Origin of the sequence: Clostridium sp. Marseille-P2415, from assembly GCF_900155545.1 — a bacterium.
In the GTDB taxonomy this organism is placed as follows: Bacteria; Bacillota; Clostridia; order Lachnospirales; family Lachnospiraceae; genus Lacrimispora.
Window position 1 is genome coordinate 3469962 of the sequence record NZ_LT732526.1, and the last position, 17152, is coordinate 3487113.

Annotated in this window: 17 protein-coding genes; all 17 read right to left on the bottom strand. The window is 46.0% G+C overall.

Translation table 11 applies throughout. The features are described from left to right. Window positions 1–117: 117 nt before the first annotated feature. Window positions 118–927 carry a tyrosine-type recombinase/integrase gene (locus tag BQ9856_RS20835; RefSeq protein ID WP_077612720.1) on the bottom strand — a complete coding sequence of 270 codons (810 nt, stop codon included), beginning with the start codon at window positions 925–927 and terminating at the stop codon, window positions 118–120. A gap of 220 nt (window positions 928–1147) precedes the next feature. Beyond that, window positions 1148–1360 carry a DUF378 domain-containing protein gene (locus BQ9856_RS20840; protein WP_077612721.1) on the bottom strand — a complete coding sequence of 71 codons (213 nt, stop codon included), beginning with the start codon at window positions 1358–1360 and terminating at the stop codon, window positions 1148–1150. A gap of 54 nt (window positions 1361–1414) precedes the next feature. Next, window positions 1415–2929 carry an ATP-binding protein gene (locus tag BQ9856_RS20845; RefSeq protein ID WP_077612722.1) on the bottom strand — a complete coding sequence of 505 codons (1515 nt, stop codon included), beginning with the start codon at window positions 2927–2929 and terminating at the stop codon, window positions 1415–1417. A gap of 14 nt (window positions 2930–2943) precedes the next feature. Next, a complete protein-coding gene (locus BQ9856_RS20850; RefSeq protein ID WP_077612723.1) occupies window positions 2944–4263 on the bottom strand; it encodes a vWA domain-containing protein in 1320 nt (439 codons plus the stop codon). Window positions 4264–4308: 45 nt separating this feature from the next. Then, on the bottom strand, window positions 4309–5286 hold the full coding sequence (locus BQ9856_RS20855) for a leucine-rich repeat protein (RefSeq protein WP_077612724.1): 978 nt from the start codon (window positions 5284–5286) through the stop codon (window positions 4309–4311). 114 nt (window positions 5287–5400) lie between these two features. Continuing rightward, entirely contained in the window at window positions 5401–5637 is a 237-nt protein-coding gene (locus tag BQ9856_RS20860) for a hypothetical protein (RefSeq protein ID WP_235839275.1), read from the bottom strand. Window positions 5638–5705: 68 nt separating this feature from the next. After that, the gene (locus BQ9856_RS20865) at window positions 5706–6872 is read right to left on the bottom strand and encodes a pyridoxal phosphate-dependent aminotransferase (RefSeq protein WP_077612725.1); all 1167 of its coding nucleotides are present in this window, start codon (window positions 6870–6872) and stop codon (window positions 5706–5708) included. A 32-nt stretch (window positions 6873–6904) separates the two neighbouring features. Beyond that, window positions 6905–7837, bottom strand: coding sequence for a MetQ/NlpA family ABC transporter substrate-binding protein (locus BQ9856_RS20870; RefSeq protein ID WP_077612726.1), 933 nt, complete (start codon window positions 7835–7837; stop codon window positions 6905–6907). 34 nt (window positions 7838–7871) lie between these two features. After that, entirely contained in the window at window positions 7872–8831 is a 960-nt protein-coding gene (locus BQ9856_RS20875; protein ID WP_077612727.1) for an L-lactate dehydrogenase, read from the bottom strand. A gap of 26 nt (window positions 8832–8857) precedes the next feature. Further along, window positions 8858–9538 (bottom strand): methionine ABC transporter permease, encoded by a 681-nt coding sequence (locus BQ9856_RS20880; RefSeq protein WP_077612728.1) that lies wholly within the window; start codon window positions 9536–9538, stop codon window positions 8858–8860. Further along, a complete protein-coding gene (locus BQ9856_RS20885; RefSeq protein WP_077613483.1) occupies window positions 9519–10565 on the bottom strand; it encodes a methionine ABC transporter ATP-binding protein in 1047 nt (348 codons plus the stop codon). The genes BQ9856_RS20880 and BQ9856_RS20885 overlap by 20 nt, the downstream gene beginning before the upstream one ends. A 336-nt stretch (window positions 10566–10901) precedes the next feature. Next, the gene (larE, locus tag BQ9856_RS20890) at window positions 10902–11726 is read right to left on the bottom strand and encodes an ATP-dependent sacrificial sulfur transferase LarE (protein WP_077612729.1); all 825 of its coding nucleotides are present in this window, start codon (window positions 11724–11726) and stop codon (window positions 10902–10904) included. A 206-nt stretch (window positions 11727–11932) separates the two neighbouring features. After that, window positions 11933–12328 (bottom strand): glycosyl hydrolase family 18 protein, encoded by a 396-nt coding sequence (locus BQ9856_RS20895; protein ID WP_442855553.1) that lies wholly within the window; start codon window positions 12326–12328, stop codon window positions 11933–11935. Window positions 12329–12436: 108 nt separating this feature from the next. After that, entirely contained in the window at window positions 12437–12994 is a 558-nt protein-coding gene (locus tag BQ9856_RS20900) for a helix-turn-helix domain-containing protein (protein ID WP_077612730.1), read from the bottom strand. A 174-nt stretch (window positions 12995–13168) separates the two neighbouring features. Further along, the gene (locus BQ9856_RS20905; RefSeq protein WP_159442052.1) at window positions 13169–14248 is read right to left on the bottom strand and encodes a M24 family metallopeptidase; all 1080 of its coding nucleotides are present in this window, start codon (window positions 14246–14248) and stop codon (window positions 13169–13171) included. Between the two features lie 37 nt (window positions 14249–14285). After that, the gene (locus tag BQ9856_RS20910; protein WP_200801333.1) at window positions 14286–15386 is read right to left on the bottom strand and encodes a hypothetical protein; all 1101 of its coding nucleotides are present in this window, start codon (window positions 15384–15386) and stop codon (window positions 14286–14288) included. 30 nt (window positions 15387–15416) lie between these two features. Beyond that, complete coding sequence (locus BQ9856_RS20915; RefSeq protein WP_077612733.1) at window positions 15417–16925, bottom strand: peptide MFS transporter; 1509 nt, start codon at window positions 16923–16925, stop codon at window positions 15417–15419. Between the last annotated feature and the right edge of the window lie 227 nt (window positions 16926–17152).

Consider the following 17152-nt stretch of genomic DNA (forward strand, 5'->3'; position numbering starts at 1 on the left):
GAACATATAAAGCTTGTCATACTCCACGTTTATCGGTAATTGGAGGTATGGCAGGCATTTTTTATTAAAAAAGGCGCAGCATCATGACCAGGCTTTGTCATGATGCTGCGCCTTCTTTTACCATGTTATGATCCTGTCAATAAGATTCCGCTGCTCCGTTGCCGTCCTTCTTAAATAAATACGCGTGGTCTCAATGCTTTCGTGCCCCATTAAATCGGCCAGCAATGCAATATCGTTGTATTTATCCAGAAAATTTTTGGCATACCGGTGCCGGAAAGAATGGGGATAAACAACCTTCGGATCAATTCCGTATTTTTCCGCATAATTTTTTAGCTGCTGCCCGATCCCTCTTGTAGTGATACGTTCTCCGAAACGGTTTAAAAACAAATACCCGGAAAAAATATTTGCTTCCTTCAGCCATTCCAGGGTTTCTTCTCTTAATTTTCCGGGAATGTAGAGCCGCCGGAGCTTGCCCCCTTTGGAGTAAAGGTCTAAATATCCCATTTCCACATGCTCCACCTTAATCTGAATCAGCTCACTGACCCGTGCCCCCGTAGCAGCCAGATACCATACGATAAAATACCATGTCATATTTCCATCTTGCTTCAGACGCTTTTTTAAATATTTATAATCAGCATTGCTTATGACATTTTCTAAAAAATTTTTTTGCTGGATTTTAATATTTTTTAATTGTAAACGCTCTTCATTCAAAAAAAGCAGATATTTATTTATTGCCTGGACACGCAGATTTACCGTTTTCGGCTTATAGCATTCCATCAGGTAGCCTTTATAAGCCAATAAGTTTTCTTTGTTTATTTCATCATAATGAGAAAAATAATAATTTACCGTCCATACATAAGTAAAAATCGTATTCTCCGATAAATTTTCCTTCCGTAGATAGGTTTCAAACTGCATTTGTGCTTCCATTCATAATCCTCCATGCATTAAAAAAATTAGGCTGTATGAAGCCGTCCTATTGAGGATATCATGAAAAATAATAGAAACCTTATTTTACTGTAAAACTTTGAAAATTTTGTTTCCCAGTTCCAGCCGGTTCCTCCATATCCTTCGTTTAAATGGATGAAGGGCATTGCTCCATGACCAAGGTTTTCCGGCCATGCTGCAACGCCCCCTGTTAAATCATTTACTATTTTTCCGTAGTGACTTCTGAACGACCATAAAAGGTGAGCAGGTACAACCCGCAAATTCCTACCAGCGCATACACGATCCTTGAAATCCATGTCATGCTGCCGAAAATAAATGACACCAGATTGAAATTGAAGAAACCTACCAGCCCCCAGTTTACCGCGCCTATGATGGCTATGGTCAGAGCTGTGTAGTCTAATGCTTTATTTCCCATGGCACTACCTCCTTTTCTTTCTTTATTATGGGGTGGCCATCTGGTTTTTATACATTATTTTCCCAAACTATATATTCTGGTTTTTATTTCGTCCTCCCGGTCTTTAAATAAAAGCCGTTCATTATATTGATAATACCTTTCACAGTCATATTCCTTTAAAAATTTAACACTGTAATATCCGGTATTTAATTCCGTTATGAATACCACCATTTCCTGACCGTCGGAAAAAGCAGCTTCCATGAAATCAAAGGCGTGCTCCAGGGCTTTTCCTCCCTCTGACAAAATTTCGTCATACCGGGCACTTTCCTCACCAAACAACTGGCGTATCCGCTCCCAGGCTGCTTCCGTATCCACAACGTCTTCCTTCCGGAGGGTTTCTTCATATTGAAGCAGAAGTGCTTCTACATCCCAGCGTAAATAATCCTCTCTTCTATCTAAAAGGCCTGCTTCCCGTCTGCTGTCACATTCCTTTTTCCACCGGTCCCTTAAAGAAGCCAGCCGGTCTGCCATGGAGCCGGAAGCCGGGTTTTCTGTCTCCGGACTTATTTTTTTCAGTTCTCCCATCAAAAGGCCGGTTCTGTCTCCCTGATCGGATACCGCACGGAAATTCTGTCCCAGTTTTGATAAAATAAGACCGATGACGTTAAGTTTTTCATCAAAAGCCCCGCGTTTCAGCTTGTTGCACAAGCTTTCCCGAATGGTACCGGACAGGATTTCATCGATTTGATAATCATCCCGGTATTTATAGTATAGCTCCAGATAATTGGCGAAATCCCTGGCAATCTTCGGAAACTGAATGTACTCGGCCACCACATCCCGATCTGCCTTTTTGCCCAGCCGCTCGTAGATCTGGATAAATCTGGATAGGTCCTCCCAGCCGCGGGGTGTGGCAAAAAACCTGCCATCCACAGTTGTCTCGATCCGGCAGAAATTTTCAGTCCTGGTATTCAAATAGGATATGACAGCCGGATGCAGAGCATGCTCATAAGCATAAGCCTTCCACACCTCATAGTCCGGCTCCACATGAATCAGCTTGATCCGGTCTAATGTCACCACATCAAAATCCCGGACCGATTTATTATATTCCGGCGGATTTCCGGCAGTAACGATGACCCAGCCATCCGGGATCCTGTGGTTTCCAAAGGTCTTATACTGAAGAAACTGCAGCATGGTCGGTGCCAGGGTTTCGGAAACACAGTTTATTTCATCAATAAAAAGGATTCCTTCCGTAAGGCCGGTGCTTTCGATTTTATCGTAAATAGAGGCTACGATCTCGCTCATGGTATATTCTGTTACGCTGTAAGTTTTTCCTCCATATTCCTTTTCCGTGATAAATGGGAGTCCCACAGCGCTCTGGCGGGTGTGATGGGTTATGGTATACGCTACCAGCCCGACGTTACACTCTCTTGCCACCTGTTCCATGATCTGGGTCTTTCCGACCCCGGGAGGTCCCATGAGAAATAAGGGTCTTTGCCGGATTGCCGGTATCTCGTAAGCACCGTACGCATCCTTTAACAGATAAGCTTCAATGGTATTCTTAATTTCTTCTTTTGCTCGTTTTATATTCATTTTTGAATCTCCTGTCATCGAACTTCTAAATCTTCCTCAGTCAGTACCACCTTCATGGCCCAGCCCGGAACAGAAATATCCTCATACTGGCCTTCCATAAAGACAAAGACCGTATCATAGGCCGGCATTTTCACCGGATAAATCCCTTTTCCATCGGTAAAATACAAAAGCCCCCGAAGCTTTTTAAAGGCCCCTTTGTTTAGAAGCCCGTTCACATATTCAAAGGCCGGCCGGAAATCGGTGCCCCCGAATCCGGACATGGTAAAATGCTCCATGTATTCCTCCATCTCTTCCCTGCTTGTAACGGTCACATCAGACCGGATCTCTTCGTCGCACTGGATGATATGGATATTGATCTTCCGGAAATAACTCTCTGACTCCCTGAGGACGCCATAGGTTTCCTGAAGGAAAGTCCGCACCAGATCCCCGGAAACGGACATGGAGGTATCGATCACGATGACAAAGTCCTCGATCTTAAAAACCTCCTTTGTTTCCATAGGTTCGATCAGAGGCATGTTCTTATAAAGGGACATGCCGTAAGTATAGAAGACATAATCAAAGGAATCCGGATCAATTTCCGGTTCTTCCCTAAGGACCGCAAACCTCCGCAAAAATTTCCTGTAATCGTATCTTTCCCTGTTTTCTGCCTTCACCTGTTCCAAAAGATTTTTTGAGGATTTATCATCCTTTTCCCCAAAGGATTCCATTTCCGTCTGCATTTTCTCCCGGATGTCCTGCCATTTATTCTGGCGCTCCACAGGGATTCCAGGGTCTTCGTCCTGTTCCCAGCGGTCATGGCTGTCCACATAGAATTCTGCTGCCATTCGTTGGTACCGGTCTGCGGTTAAATTCATATCCTGGAGAGTTTTGTATATCCCCTCTGCCGTAAAGACCTTAAGCTTTTCTCCAAGCTGCCCGTATACTTCCCTGCGGAAGGCCGGCTGATGCCGGTAGACGGACTTTACATAGAATCCATCCAGTATGGATTCTACGGCAATATCACAGGATAAGTCCCAGTATTCCCTTGCCCGCCTTCCTCTGGAGTTCATATGGCAGAACAGGCAGTGAAACAGCATGTGCAGAAAGGCCCGGTTCACCAGAGTCCGGCTCCTCTTATATATGGAAAACAAATGCTCCGGCCGGTAATAAATTACAAATCCGTCCGTTCCCACCCCCCGGCCGGCCCGGTCGGCCGCAAATCCAAAGCTGCTCAAGGCTACATCCAGGTACCGGAAGTTTATATACAGCTCATTGCGGGCATTGGTCAGGATGTCGTGGCAGATTTCTACCTCAGCCAGTTCATCAAGCTGCCTTTGTTTCACCGGATCAATCATTTCTCCCAACCTCCTTCTTATTCTGCCCGTCCGAAAAGGCTCATACTACAGGGAAAACGTCCGTTTCCTTGCAGGAAAACGCCGGCGCCGCAGTTCCATAAGAATGCTTAACAGCTCTGGCTTATCCGCCTTTCCCGCCATCTCGACCATCCCATCGAAATCATCCCGGTTATGTCCATACTGTCTGGCCAGCCAGAGAAAAAGAGACGGATCCGGTTCTCCAAGAGCCAGCTTCGCAGCTCCGGCCATGTGCTCCTTTAAATAGGATTCGTATATATTCCGGTCCTGCTTTAAAAGACTCACCGGGGTAAAAAGCCTTCCCAGGACCAGAGCTGCAACCACGCGCTCCGGCTCCTGTACCAGGATATGGGGAAACAAAGCATCGTATTTATGGAACTGAAACTCCGTCCGGTCAAAACAGTAGCGGTACATGTGGCCGCAGCCATGCATTTCCCGGATAATGATCCGGGCAGGCGTGTGTTCCACAGATTCCTCAAACATCTCGGGAAAAACGAGCCTCGCATTTCCCCTGCTGCTGTAATAGTTTACATAAAGTTCCTGACGCAATTCGGATAACATTTCCTTCATACAGGAACGCTTCTCATCCACAATATGAATATCTAAAAAACGGATTCCGGAGCATCCGGTAAAAAGTCCGGAACCCATATCGGAAATTGAGCTGAAACACTCCAAATGAGTCAGCTCATAACAATTATAGAATGCATAGTTCCCTATTTTTTTAACGGTATCCGGCAAATATAAATCTTTCAGCCGCCCGCAGCTTATCACCGGCGGCATATCCTTTTCTTCGGCTGCGACGGGATTGCCCTCTTCATCACACAGGCGTATGCTGCTGCCGGCTGATGCAAGCATTTCGTCCCTGCCCCATCCGCCGGAGAATGCATAGGCCGCCAGTTCGCTCACCGGCCGGTTCCCGATTTTCTCCGGAATTCTTATGGTACCGTCATATCCCCGGCATCCAAGAATCCGTATATGTTCATCCACAATCTGATATAAAAACATCCTGAAATCCTCTTTACTAATCGTTTAACAAAACAATATAACAGAAAATCGGAGGAAATGCAACGGATTTTTTGAAACGGACCCGGTTCTTTTGCCAGTAAAAAGGCACACCTTTCATTTTCGGAAGGTGTGCCTCTTTTCGTCAAGCAGAACGGAAACTTTATACTTTACATCGTTTTCGATCATCCCATTCTCTTTCATAAACTGCTCGGTTTTCTCCATTGATTCGATATCGTGTTCTGTAATTTCCGTATTAAAATCATACATCGGGAACATTTCCTTCGCGGCATCAATGCCAAGCTCTGTCTCTTTTGCAGCGATTTCCAGAATTTCCTCCGGGTTTTCTTTCATATATTCATGGATCTTATCCTGGGCTTCGAGAAAAGCGCACAATCCACCGTGCCACCCTATGGAAACACTCAACGTACAGGTATTTTCTTTCGAATCCGCTCCAAACGGTTCAAAGCTTCATAAAGGGTCTCATCCCGTTTGGCAAAATGGAAACGGATCAGATGGTTTACAGGCTCCTTAAAAAAACTGGATCCGGGCACCGCACCCACGCCCACATCCCTGGCTAAAGCCTCACAAAATTCCAGATCACTTTCATAATGGAACTCAGAGATATCCATCATGACATAGTAAGCTCCCTCCGGCACCGTATGGACCAGTCCGATGTCATCGAGACCTTTCAAAAACAGGTCCCGCTTATGGGTATATTTTGCAAGCAGGCCGTCATAGTAATCCTTTCCGAAGCGAAGTCCGGGAATAACGGCCTCCTGAAGGGGCGCAGCTGCCCCTACAGTAAGAAAATCATGGACTTTTCTTGCAACATTCACGATTTCCGGGGGTGCGATGATATAGCCAAGGCGCCAACCCGTAATGGAATAAGTTTTAGATAAAGAGCTGCAGGATATGGTCCGCTCCCACATATCAGGAAGAGAGGCGAAATAAATATGGCGGTGCGGTGCATAGACGATATGTTCATACACCTCATCGGTGATCACATACACATCATATTTTTTTGCCAGACCGGTAATATAGCTTAACTCCTCCTGCGTAAATACCTTTCCGCAGGGATTGGATGGGTTACAGAGGACCAACGCCTTTGGATGCTGCCGAAAAGCTGCTTCCAGTTCAGCCGGGTCAAAATCAAATGCAGGCGGATGAAGAGGTACATAAATGGGTTCTGCACCTGAGAGTATGGTATCTGCACCATAGTTTTCGTAAAATGGAGAGAATACGATTACCTTATCTCCGGGATTTGCCACCGTCATCATAGCCGCCATCATGGCTTCCGTACTGCCGCAGGTAACTACGATCTCGCTGCCCGGATCGATTTCACGGCCCATAAGCTCAGACTGCTTGGCTGCCAGTGCTTCCCGGAAATTTTCGGCACCCCAGGTAATGGAATATTGATGGAAATCTTCATAGGCCACCTCTTTCATCCGGTCCAGTATCTCTTTCGGCGGCTCAAAGTCAGGAAAGCCCTGTGACAGGTTCACTGCACCGTATTGGTTGGAAATCCGCGTCATGCGGCGGATGACAGAATCCGTAAAGGCCGCTGTCCGATCAGATAATTTTTGCATCTTGTTCTCCTCCTGTTATATAGGCCCCGGCTTTATTTGGTAAACATATCCTGATCCCAGCCTGCCTTGATAAAATAGCCGCCATAGGTATCGTTAAACACCTTCTCGGTCTCCGGAGACTGGAAGGCCTTTACAATCTTCTGGTACAAAGCCGCCTTTTCCGGATCAGACAGGTCCTCACTGCGGGCTGCGATCAGGTTCCAGTATTTTTCTTCATCAAGACTGGTGTCTTTGAATATGGCCTCTTCTGTTTTCAGACCGAAATCCAGGGCATAATTGCCGTTAACGATCCCGGCAGTCACATCAGCCAGAGCAGACGGAATGGTATTGGAAGCCAGCTCTTCGATCCTGATCTCTGTATGATAGGTTTCAATATCATCCACCGTGGGATTAAAGCCTGCCTCCTGCTTTATTTTGATCAGGCCGGCAGCTTCCAGCACTTTTAACGCACGGCCGCCGTTGGTCACATCGTTTGGAATGGCAATGGTATCCCCGTCCTTTATCTCTTCCACGGAAGTTATTTTACCGGAGTAGAGGTTCAGAGGGATGATAAAGGTATTTCCGATATTTTCAATCTTGTAACCATAGTTTTCGATCTCACTTTCCAGATAAATACGGTGCTGGAATGCATTCAAATCGATTTCTCCGTTGGCCAGGGCGTTGTTGGGGGTGACATAATCGGAAAACTGAACAATTTCAAGAGTAATTCCCTCATTCTTTAATGCTTCCTTAGCAGGCGCCCACAGATCCTCATAAATGCTGCCCACCACGCCCAGCTTTACGGTAACCGGTTTTGCGGCTTCCGTTGCGGCCCCGGCTGTTTGAGATGCTGTTTGAGACGCTGTCTCAGCGGACGCACTGCTTTGTGAACCACCGCTTTTATCCGCCCCTGCACCGCAGGCCGTAAGGGCCAGGGCAAGTGTAGATGCGGATAGGAAAAAGGCAATAAGTTTTTTGATTTTCATAATCGATTCCTCCAATTTTTGTTTTTATTTTTTGTTATAGGGTGAGTGCCAGCTGATAATTTTCTTTCATCGTCCGGCAAGACTCATAAAACTGCTCCTGTTCTGCTTCGGTTAAAGACAACTCGATCACACCGGCTACCCCATGGCGGTTCAAAATCGCCGGTACACTGGCGTAGACACCGGTCTGCCCATACTGTCCGGTAAGCAGCGTGGAAACCGGCAGAATGCGGTTTTCATCACCAAATACGGCACGTACCACCTCAGCAATGGCCGCTCCGATACCGAATTCCGTGGAGCCTTTTCCGGCCAATATATGCCAGCCTCCGGCCCGCCCTTCCGCTGCAATGGCTTCCAGGTCCAGTTTTCCGTAGGTATCGGGCTGTTCCGCCATCAGTTGATTCAAAGGCTTTCCTCCAATGGTAACGGCAGACCAGGGAACCATCTGGCTTTCTCCATGCTCGCCCAGGGCATATGCCTGAATCGATTTCTGGTCAATTCCGGCAGCCTCTGACAGCGCTCTCTTAAGCCTTGCACTGTCCAGCGTGGTGCTGGTAGAAAAAATCTTTTCGGGCGGATATTCCAAAGCGTACTGGATATAATGGGTGACTACATCAGCGGGATTGGAAATATTCAGGATGATTCCGCCGAAACCGGAAGCACGGATGTGCTCTGCCACCTCCTTTATGATCTCAATGGTCTGCCGCAGCGTATCCATCCGTGTCTGCCCCTTGCTCATATCCGGCAGCGGACCGGCAGCCACAATGAGTAGATCGGCATCTCCCGCGTCATCATAGCTTCCTGCCCGGACAATGGACCGCTTCGGCAGATAAACCGTGGCATCAAATAAATCCATGGCCTGGGCCGCTGCTTTTTTCCCGTCCGTATCTATGTAAACAATCTCCTCGGCAAGTCCCTGGGAGATCAGTGCGTATCCCGCATGGGATCCCACATGACCGGCGCCGATAATCACGATTTTTCTTCTTTGCAATTCCATTCCACATCCTCCTTTTTCTCATCCCATTAATGGGTATTCTTCTTTACCACCTGATTACCGATGATTTGAATGATGCTGACCATCAGTACCAGAGCCAGTACGGTAACATAAGTCACATCCGTCTGATTGCGGTCATGGCCGTACCGAATGGCAAAATCCCCCAGACCTCCTGCTCCGACCACACCTGCCATTGCAGTGAGCCCCAGCAGGCTTATGGCCGTGATGGTGGTACTGCGGGCGATTCCTGCGATACTCTCCCGTAAGTAAACCCGGAATATAATCTCTAAGGGACCGGAGCCCATTGACAGCGCCGCTTCGATCAGACCATGGTCGATTTCAGCCAGTGCGCTTTCGATCTGACGGGCAAAAAAGGGAACCGTGCCGAATACCAGTGGAACAATCGCCCCCTCAACGCCGATGGCTGTTCCCATGATCAGCCTTGATAACGGCATCACTCCGGTTAACAGGATAATAAAAGGGATGGAGCGGAAGAAATTGATGATCTTATCCAGGACCTGATAGACACCTCTGTTTTCCAAAATGCCGGAAGGCCTTGTTACGGTGATGATCACTCCAAGAACCAGGCCCAATACAAACGAGATGGATCCGGACCAGAGTGCCATGATAAGCGTATCTCCGATGGCCTCATAAAAAGCAGGCAGCTTTCCCATCACATTGGGTATGATATTATGAAGCAGCTCCTGCATCTGCAATCACCTCCACTCCTACATTTTTTTCAATCAGATAATCCATTGCCTCTGTCATTTGTCCCCGCTCTCCGCTCAGGATAGCTACGGTGCCGCCTATGGGCGCATCCTGGACAATTTCAATATCGGAAAAAATGATGTTCAAGTCGATGTCGAATTTCCTGGATACCGTAGAAATCAACGGCTCCGATACATTTTTCTGCACATAGGTCAGCCGGACGACCATTTCGCCGGGCTTCAGTCTCGTAACCGGGGAATCCTCCGCCAGCAGCCCTTCAATCTTCTGCAGATTTGAAGTCGTACGAATGAAGTCCCGGGTCACCGGTTCTCTGGGACTTGCAAAGATGGAAAATACCTCCCCCTGCTCTACGACCTGCCCCTTTTCCATGACAGCAACACGTCCGCAGATCTCCTTGATAACCGCCATTTCATGGGTAATGACGACAACCGTGATCCCCAGCTGTTTGTTCAGCTTTTGGAGAAGCTGTAAAATTGACTTTGTAGTCTGGGGATCCAGTGCACTGGTGGCCTCATCGCATAAAAGCACTTTCGGATCGTTGGCCAGTGCCCGCGCGATGGCGACCCGCTGCTTCTGACCGCCGGATAACTGGCCCGGATAGGCATTTTCTTTCTCTGCAATGTCTACCAGCTTCAGCAGCTCCCTTACTTTTTCAGCCGTTTCCTGCTTAGACAAGCCGCTGCCCTTAAGAGGAAATGCCACATTTCCAAACACAGTGCGGGAGCGCATCAGATTAAAGTGCTGGAAGATCATGCCGATACGCTTTCTGGCGGTCCGCAGTTCTTTTTGGGATAACGCTGTAAGCTCCTGTCCATCCACGGTTACCCTGCCGCTTGTGGGAGTCTCCAGCAGGTTGATGCACCGGACCAGAGTCGATTTACCCGCTCCTGAAAAACCGATGATGCCAAATATCTCACCTCTTCCGATGGACAACGATACATTCTGAATTGCATTTACCTCATAAGGACCTGTTCCGAAAGTCTTTGAGATATTCTCCAGTTGAATCACATTCATTCCTCCTCTAAAAAAGCGGGCAGCCGTAAGGCCCCCGCTCTTGATCTACCATTTTTGAGATTACGCGCTGTGCGTGAAATCAGTGGTACAATGATAGCTTTCGGTTATAAGAGAAGCTGGGAGCACAGACATAAAAATGAGCACAACACATCATGGACATTGCCATGTCCATACACATACACTTACAGAGCATCATTGTGTTCATCTCTTTTGCCATTCTGTATTCCCTCCTTCAACCTAATTAACCTACTGGTTTTGTTGGTATAATAGCACCGTAATCTGCAGTTGTCAACTCAAATAAATAAAAAATATCTTTATTTTTCTGAGCGGTCAGACCTGGCTTGTTTCCTCCTGAAGCGTTAAATTCATGCTTCCCATGCGGTAACCATCCAAATCGGCCGTCACATAAGAGAAGCCCAGCTGATGAAACGCAGCCAGTATTTCCTGTCTTTTTGGCTCCGCCGCCAGTTCGCATAGCTGGGAAGGCAGCACTTCAATCCGGGCTATGGTTCCATGAATGCGGACCCGTACCTGCTTAAATCCCATATCCAGCAGCTGCTGCTCCGCCCGGTCGACCATGGACAGCTTTTCTCTTGTAATGGTCTCCCCATAGACAAAACGGCTGGATAAACAGGCAAAGGACTGTTTATCCCAGGTTTTTAATCCCATCTGCCTGGAAAGCTCTCTGATATCTGCCTTGGTCAGCCCGGCATACCGCAGCGGACTTCGTATATTTAATTCTGCCACGGCTTTTAAGCCAGGGCGGTAATCGCCATTGTCATCTACATTGGAACCTTCCGCAATCTGAGCAATACCATTTTCAGCCGCTATGTCGGAAACTTTCTCAAACAGTTCATGCTTACATAAGTAGCAGCGGTTCTTCGGATTACTGCTAAAGCCCTCTATATCCAGTTCTTCGCTGTCCACAATAAAATGCCGGATTCCTTCCTCCCTGCAAAATTCCACCGCCTCCCTTAATTCCCTCTCAGGAAAGGAACAGGAGCGGGCGGTAACGGCAATGACCCGGTCTCCCAGAACATTGTGAGCGGTTTTCAGCAGGAATGTGGAGTCGACGCCCGATGAAAAGGCAACGGCAACGCTCTCCAGCTGAGAAAGATAGGTCTTAAGTTCTTTATTTTTTTCCTGTAATGTCATACGCACTCCTTAAATAAGACGTAAAACTGCCGTAAAAGCGAAAGCAGTTCCGGTTATTTGCCCTTTTTTCTTATAGCAGACTATTCAAGTATGTTAATAGGGATTATAGCAATATATCATTTGCATGTCAATCATTTTTGGCTTACCCAGGCGGCAAAGAACGGGGGATACCCGCAGTCAGCCTGCCGGTATCCCCATAATGGGAATCAGTCTCCAATTTTCTTTATCTCAAACATATCCTCTAACAGCAGCCAGTTGGCCCGGAAGAACTGCATAAGCTGCCAATAGCCGGCACCGGTCAGTCCAAATTCCCGGATCAAATCAAACTTAGCCCTGTAGCTTCTCGCATCCTCAAACCATACCTCATGCTGGATTCCATACTGCCAATAATGGAAGAAAGGAGACATGGCGACTTCATCAAACTGGATCTCCGCTCCATGCTCAATGGCAATCTGGACTGCTTCCAGGTTGCTGATGGTTTCGGCCCTTGTTACTCCTCTTTCATAAGGCAGCGGCCAGTCGTATCCATAATTGGGAATTCCAAGGCTGATTTTTTCCTTTGGGATCTCAGTTAAAGCATATTCCACCACTCTTCTGACCATATTAATGGGGGCGACTGCCATAGGAGGGCCAAAAGTATATGGGCCGAGAGGTGATAGGTTATATACTAAAATTTATTGAATAAACAAAATCAACTGTTACATTATTTCCTAATTTCTTATTTTCTTCTGATGATGCCAGAATGTAACACAGTCTTCTTTCCCTTTATTCACTACGATATGCGGACTTCTTGCCTTAATATAAAGCGCATCGCCCTCTTGAAGAACATAAGTGTTGCCATCCGTAGTAATATGAAGCTCTCCCTTCAAAACAGTGCACATTTCAGGAAATGTATGCACATTTTCAACAATCTGACATTTCCCTGCATAATAAATTATATATTCATAAAAATCACTGTGCCTGCCAAAATCAAACATCCTGACCTGCTGCTTTAATTCCGGGTAATCTCTGACAGTCTGCTCCTCTTTAGGCATAAATAATTTTTCTTCTTCATTTGTATTGATTATGTCCATCAGGGATACATCCATAGCGGTGCAAATTGTATTCAGATCCCGTAATGTCGGACTGGTCTGGTTCCTTTCAATATTACTTAAGTGACCTATAGACAGGCTTGTATACTGTGCCAACTGCTGTATAGTCATCGATCTTCGCTTTCGCAAATCCCTGATTCTTTCTCCAATCTTCTCAATGTCCTCGATTTTATTCATAAACTCTCTCTCTTAAATATATTTCCAATATAAGAATACCTTTGGCATTCTATATGAATGAATACTTTCCTATTTTACAATAATATCCGCTGTATGACAACTGGAAGGGCCAATCACACAATTGGCCCTGCCGCATCAAATACATTCTTATTCTGCTCCGTTTTATCCCACAAATTACAGCACAATCAAATCATCTGTGATATGGGTCAAACGTCTGTAACCTGTATCAGTAATCAAATAATCATCTTCCTGCCGGACGCCTCCAACACCTGGGATATAAATTCCAGGTTCAATCGTATGAATCACACCTGCCTGAAGCTGATAACTGTTCTCTGCTGAAATATAAGGCACTTCATGAATATCCAGACCAAAACTATGTCCTGGGCCATGAGGAATCTTATAACCGTTTGCTTCTATAAAACCGGTGATGATTTTGCTCAGCTCACTCATGGCAAGCCCTGGCTTCAGTCTCTTTTCGCCTGCATCTTTCGCCTGCTTTACAACTTCAAACATTTTATATAGCTCGGGATTCCCTGCTTTTCCGATCGCCACTGTACGCGTAATATCGGAACAGTAATCATTATAATAGGTTCCAAAATCAATTGTCACAAAGTCTCCCTGCTGTATCCTGCGCATGGAAGCTGTTGCATGGCAATTGGCACCATTATCCGGTCCGGAAGCAACAATTGTGGCAAAGCAGAAACCAGAACCGCCTCTGCTGCGGAACTGATACTCCAATTCATTGGCAATATCAATTTCCGTAACTCCCGGTTTTATGACATCCAAAAGTGCATAAAAAGACCGCACCGAAATATTGCAGGCATTCTGGATCGTTTCTATCTCCTCCGGGGTTTTGACTGCCCGCATTTCTTCTATGTATGGGTTTGCTTCAATGAATTCAGCCGTCGGGTTTAAATTTTTTACATCCATACAATCCGCATAAGAAAGATCCTTACCATAAATTCCGCATACCTTTATTCCATTCTCTTTGATCAGGGTCCCTATCTGTTTAAAATAACTCGAACCGCTGCCGTAAGCCAGCACTTCCAGCCCCTCTGTCTCTTGCACCGCCTGACAGGTAAAGCGGTTATCCGTAACAAAATAACACGCTTTACCTGTTACCAGAAGAACCGACGTTCCATATTCCCCGGTAAATCCGGTCAGATACTTGATATCCGACCCTTTGCTGATTATCAGTCCTTCCAGTCTGTCCGATTCCATATGCTCTAAAATTACTTTCAAACGTTGATTCATCCTGTCTCCTCCTGCATTCTTTTTAATCTTCATTCCATCATTGTATGAAATCCCAGGCAAATTCTTTCCCAATATCATACAACCTCGGGCTTCCGTCAATATTGTAAGCATCCCTGTTATTATTCCACGGTGCAGGAAGTGTTTTCTCCGGATAAATCCGTTTCATGAGCTCATAGCCCTCCGGATCATAAATATACAATTCTTCACGTGTATTGACCGGACCGCGAATGCCATCCCACCGGCCATCCACCCCCTCCTGCATAACATTGAACCACACCGTACCAAGTGTTGCAAAGTATTCTTCATAATTGCTGATTGCATAAGTGTGGGGCCATAACCCGGAATCTTTTGCATGCTTATAAGCATTTTTCACCTGCTCCGCCAGGCTCCTGTCCTCAAGTGCATTGATCCCAACCAGATGAATCGCATGTCCGTATTCATGTACAAGAATCATTTCATGCGAATATCTGGTTGCATACCGGCCGCTTCGGAGCCGGATAACATTTGCCTCTGAAATAGAAGATACCGGGTTGTTTTTATCCCCGCCGAACCCCGCAACCGGCCTGGTTGCCAATAAATATCCCTGCCGGTGTTCCGGTATATCATAAGCATTTTCTTTCAGCCCAAAAATGGCAAGCTCAGCCTTTTTCTTTACCAGCACTTCTGCTGCTTCCGGAATCTTTTCCAACATGATATCAATAATAGAAGCCGCAAGCTTCATTGTTTTTTGACTGACTGTTTTCCCTGCTTTCACTGTGACTCCGGATCCGCAGATCAAAAATTGTGTATAATAAGCTTCATAGGTCACCTGGTATATTATTTCCCGATTTACCGGACAGTCCATCAGATCCGCCATATTTCCGGTTACCTGAACCGTCAGTTTTCCTGCCAAAGCCGGATTTACCGGCTCCTCCAGGCACAAAGTAGTACGCATAGATTCCTTCTGATAAACCGTGCCATAATCCCATTCCTTATCCTTTGTCCAATGAGTCAATTTTCGTATTTCTCCATGATACCGGACAGCAAAAGACCGCTCATCATACGCTCCCTGTATCTGGGTGTTCCAATATAATTCAATCCTCCGGTCATCAATTAAAACTGCACGAATAATCTTAGGAGTGTTGAGATCCTCTTCCATCCTTTTTTCCATCCTTTCCATTATATCAGATTAAGATACTTTTCCAAGGCCGAGAATATTGCCGAGTTTTTTGCCGAAAACCGCCATCAGCAGTCCAGCCACACATACCAGTCCTCCTATTCCAAGGAAAAACGGGACTTCCTTTCCCTCCTGATAGAAATTGACAATCAACGTGTTCAAGGCTGCCCCTGTTGACATGGACATTCCCCATACCGTCATCATTTGTGCCTGAAAGGCCCTTGGAGAAGCTACTGCAGTAAGGGAATATCCTACCGGACTGGTAAATCCTTCCCCAAGCATCAGCACCGCATAGAATAATACGATCCACAATGCATTGATTTTAATATCTCCCGGAAATGCTGCATACAGAAACGCAATAAGCAATGCACCCAGCCCCCAGAGCATGGTGCCAACTCCCATTTTGGTTGTTCCATAAGGCTGTTTTTTCCCAAGCTTTGTCCAGAGAAACGTAAGGAAACTTCCTATGATCACTGCAAGCACTGCCGGCAATGTCTGAAACGAAGCTGCTGCTATTTCTTTTCCCAAAATGATACGGTTTACTTTTTCCTCATAAAAAATCGCAAGGATGGAAATAGTCTGTGTCCAGATCAGCAGTGTAAGCGCATTGCAGAAAAATGCCGGAACCAGGCAAAGCACTTTCTTCTTTTCATATTTCTCCGTCTTGTTACTTACAAAAATAAATACAAAATATACAATCGGAATCACAATAGATGCAGTGCTGACTCCATTGGCAAATGCAGGAATAGACAGCGTACCGGAAATAAAAAGTACCGAAAGAATTACGATTGCCGCTGCAAGGACCAATGCCAGCTTTCCAATAAAAGAGCGTTTTTTATCATCCGGAAGCGGATCATCCGGTTCAATACCAATATTTCCAAAAAACGGTTTATAGGTGACCGCATATACAATCAGGCTGACTGCCGAAAGAACTGCGCAGGAAGCAAAGGCCGAATGATAGCCAAAGGCTGCTGCCAGTGCTCCGGAAATCACAGGAGCTGCTGCCCCAATATTGGAAATCACATAAGTAATGGTATAGGCACTGTCACGTCTCCCATCCGCTTTATCATAAAACTTTCCAAGCAATGCCTCCAGGCATCTGCCTCCAAACATCGGTCCAATAGCAAGACATGCCATTGCCATGGCATAACCGCCCACACCCAGAGGCAGTGCAAGGCACACAAAACCAATTACATTGAAACTCCTCGCTGCAAAAAGGGATTTCCTGCATCCCAGGATTCTGTCACATATATAACTGCCCACGATTCCTGTCAAAGCAATTGCTCCCGAATAAAGTGACAAAAGCTGTGCGGCATTCTGTTTGGTAAAACCGAGTCCGGCCGGTGCGGCAGTATACAGATAGTAAATCAATACCGCAGTCATTCCATAATTTGAAAAAGAATTGCAAAGCTGCATAAAACTTAAAGTCCCGACTCCTTTTGGCTGTCCCAGGAATGCAGTATCATTTAATAACACTTCATTTTCCGAACTGTTTTCGGAAGTCTTTGATCTGTCTTCCATATCTTTTCACTTCCTCTCTTTCACTTTTTCTGCTTCTGCCAATCCACACCACTTCATAGCTGCTTTCTCCCTCCCCCAAAAAATTACTTTGTACGGTTAATATTTTGCATTTTCATAATCATGATTATTTATTCATATATATGAATCCGGGATTATTATATTCCTTTTTGATCAATCTATCGATAGAATCAGCATTCCATTCTTCAGCCTCCACCTGCTTGTCCGCC

Coding starts and splice junctions, on each gene's coding strand:
- BQ9856_RS20835 (WP_077612720.1), bottom strand. CDS start 927: ATGGAAGCACAAATGCAGTTTGAAACCTATCTACGGAAGGAAAATTTA.
- BQ9856_RS20840 (WP_077612721.1), bottom strand. CDS start 1,360: ATGGGAAATAAAGCATTAGACTACACAGCTCTGACCATAGCCATCATA.
- BQ9856_RS20845 (WP_077612722.1), bottom strand. CDS start 2,929: ATGAATATAAAACGAGCAAAAGAAGAAATTAAGAATACCATTGAAGCT.
- BQ9856_RS20850 (WP_077612723.1), bottom strand. CDS start 4,263: ATGATTGATCCGGTGAAACAAAGGCAGCTTGATGAACTGGCTGAGGTA.
- BQ9856_RS20855 (WP_077612724.1), bottom strand. CDS start 5,286: ATGTTTTTATATCAGATTGTGGATGAACATATACGGATTCTTGGATGC.
- BQ9856_RS20860 (WP_235839275.1), bottom strand. CDS start 5,637: ATGAAAGAAAACCCGGAGGAAATTCTGGAAATCGCTGCAAAAGAGACA.
- BQ9856_RS20865 (WP_077612725.1), bottom strand. CDS start 6,872: ATGCAAAAATTATCTGATCGGACAGCGGCCTTTACGGATTCTGTCATC.
- BQ9856_RS20870 (WP_077612726.1), bottom strand. CDS start 7,837: ATGAAAATCAAAAAACTTATTGCCTTTTTCCTATCCGCATCTACACTT.
- BQ9856_RS20875 (WP_077612727.1), bottom strand. CDS start 8,831: ATGGAATTGCAAAGAAGAAAAATCGTGATTATCGGCGCCGGTCATGTG.
- BQ9856_RS20880 (WP_077612728.1), bottom strand. CDS start 9,538: ATGCAGGAGCTGCTTCATAATATCATACCCAATGTGATGGGAAAGCTG.
- larE (WP_077612729.1), bottom strand. CDS start 11,726: ATGACATTACAGGAAAAAAATAAAGAACTTAAGACCTATCTTTCTCAG.
- BQ9856_RS20895 (WP_442855553.1), bottom strand. CDS start 12,328: ATGGTCAGAAGAGTGGTGGAATATGCTTTAACTGAGATCCCAAAGGAA.
- BQ9856_RS20900 (WP_077612730.1), bottom strand. CDS start 12,994: ATGAATAAAATCGAGGACATTGAGAAGATTGGAGAAAGAATCAGGGAT.
- BQ9856_RS20905 (WP_159442052.1), bottom strand. CDS start 14,248: ATGAATCAACGTTTGAAAGTAATTTTAGAGCATATGGAATCGGACAGA.
- BQ9856_RS20910 (WP_200801333.1), bottom strand. CDS start 15,386: ATGGAAGAGGATCTCAACACTCCTAAGATTATTCGTGCAGTTTTAATT.
- BQ9856_RS20915 (WP_077612733.1), bottom strand. CDS start 16,925: ATGGAAGACAGATCAAAGACTTCCGAAAACAGTTCGGAAAATGAAGTG.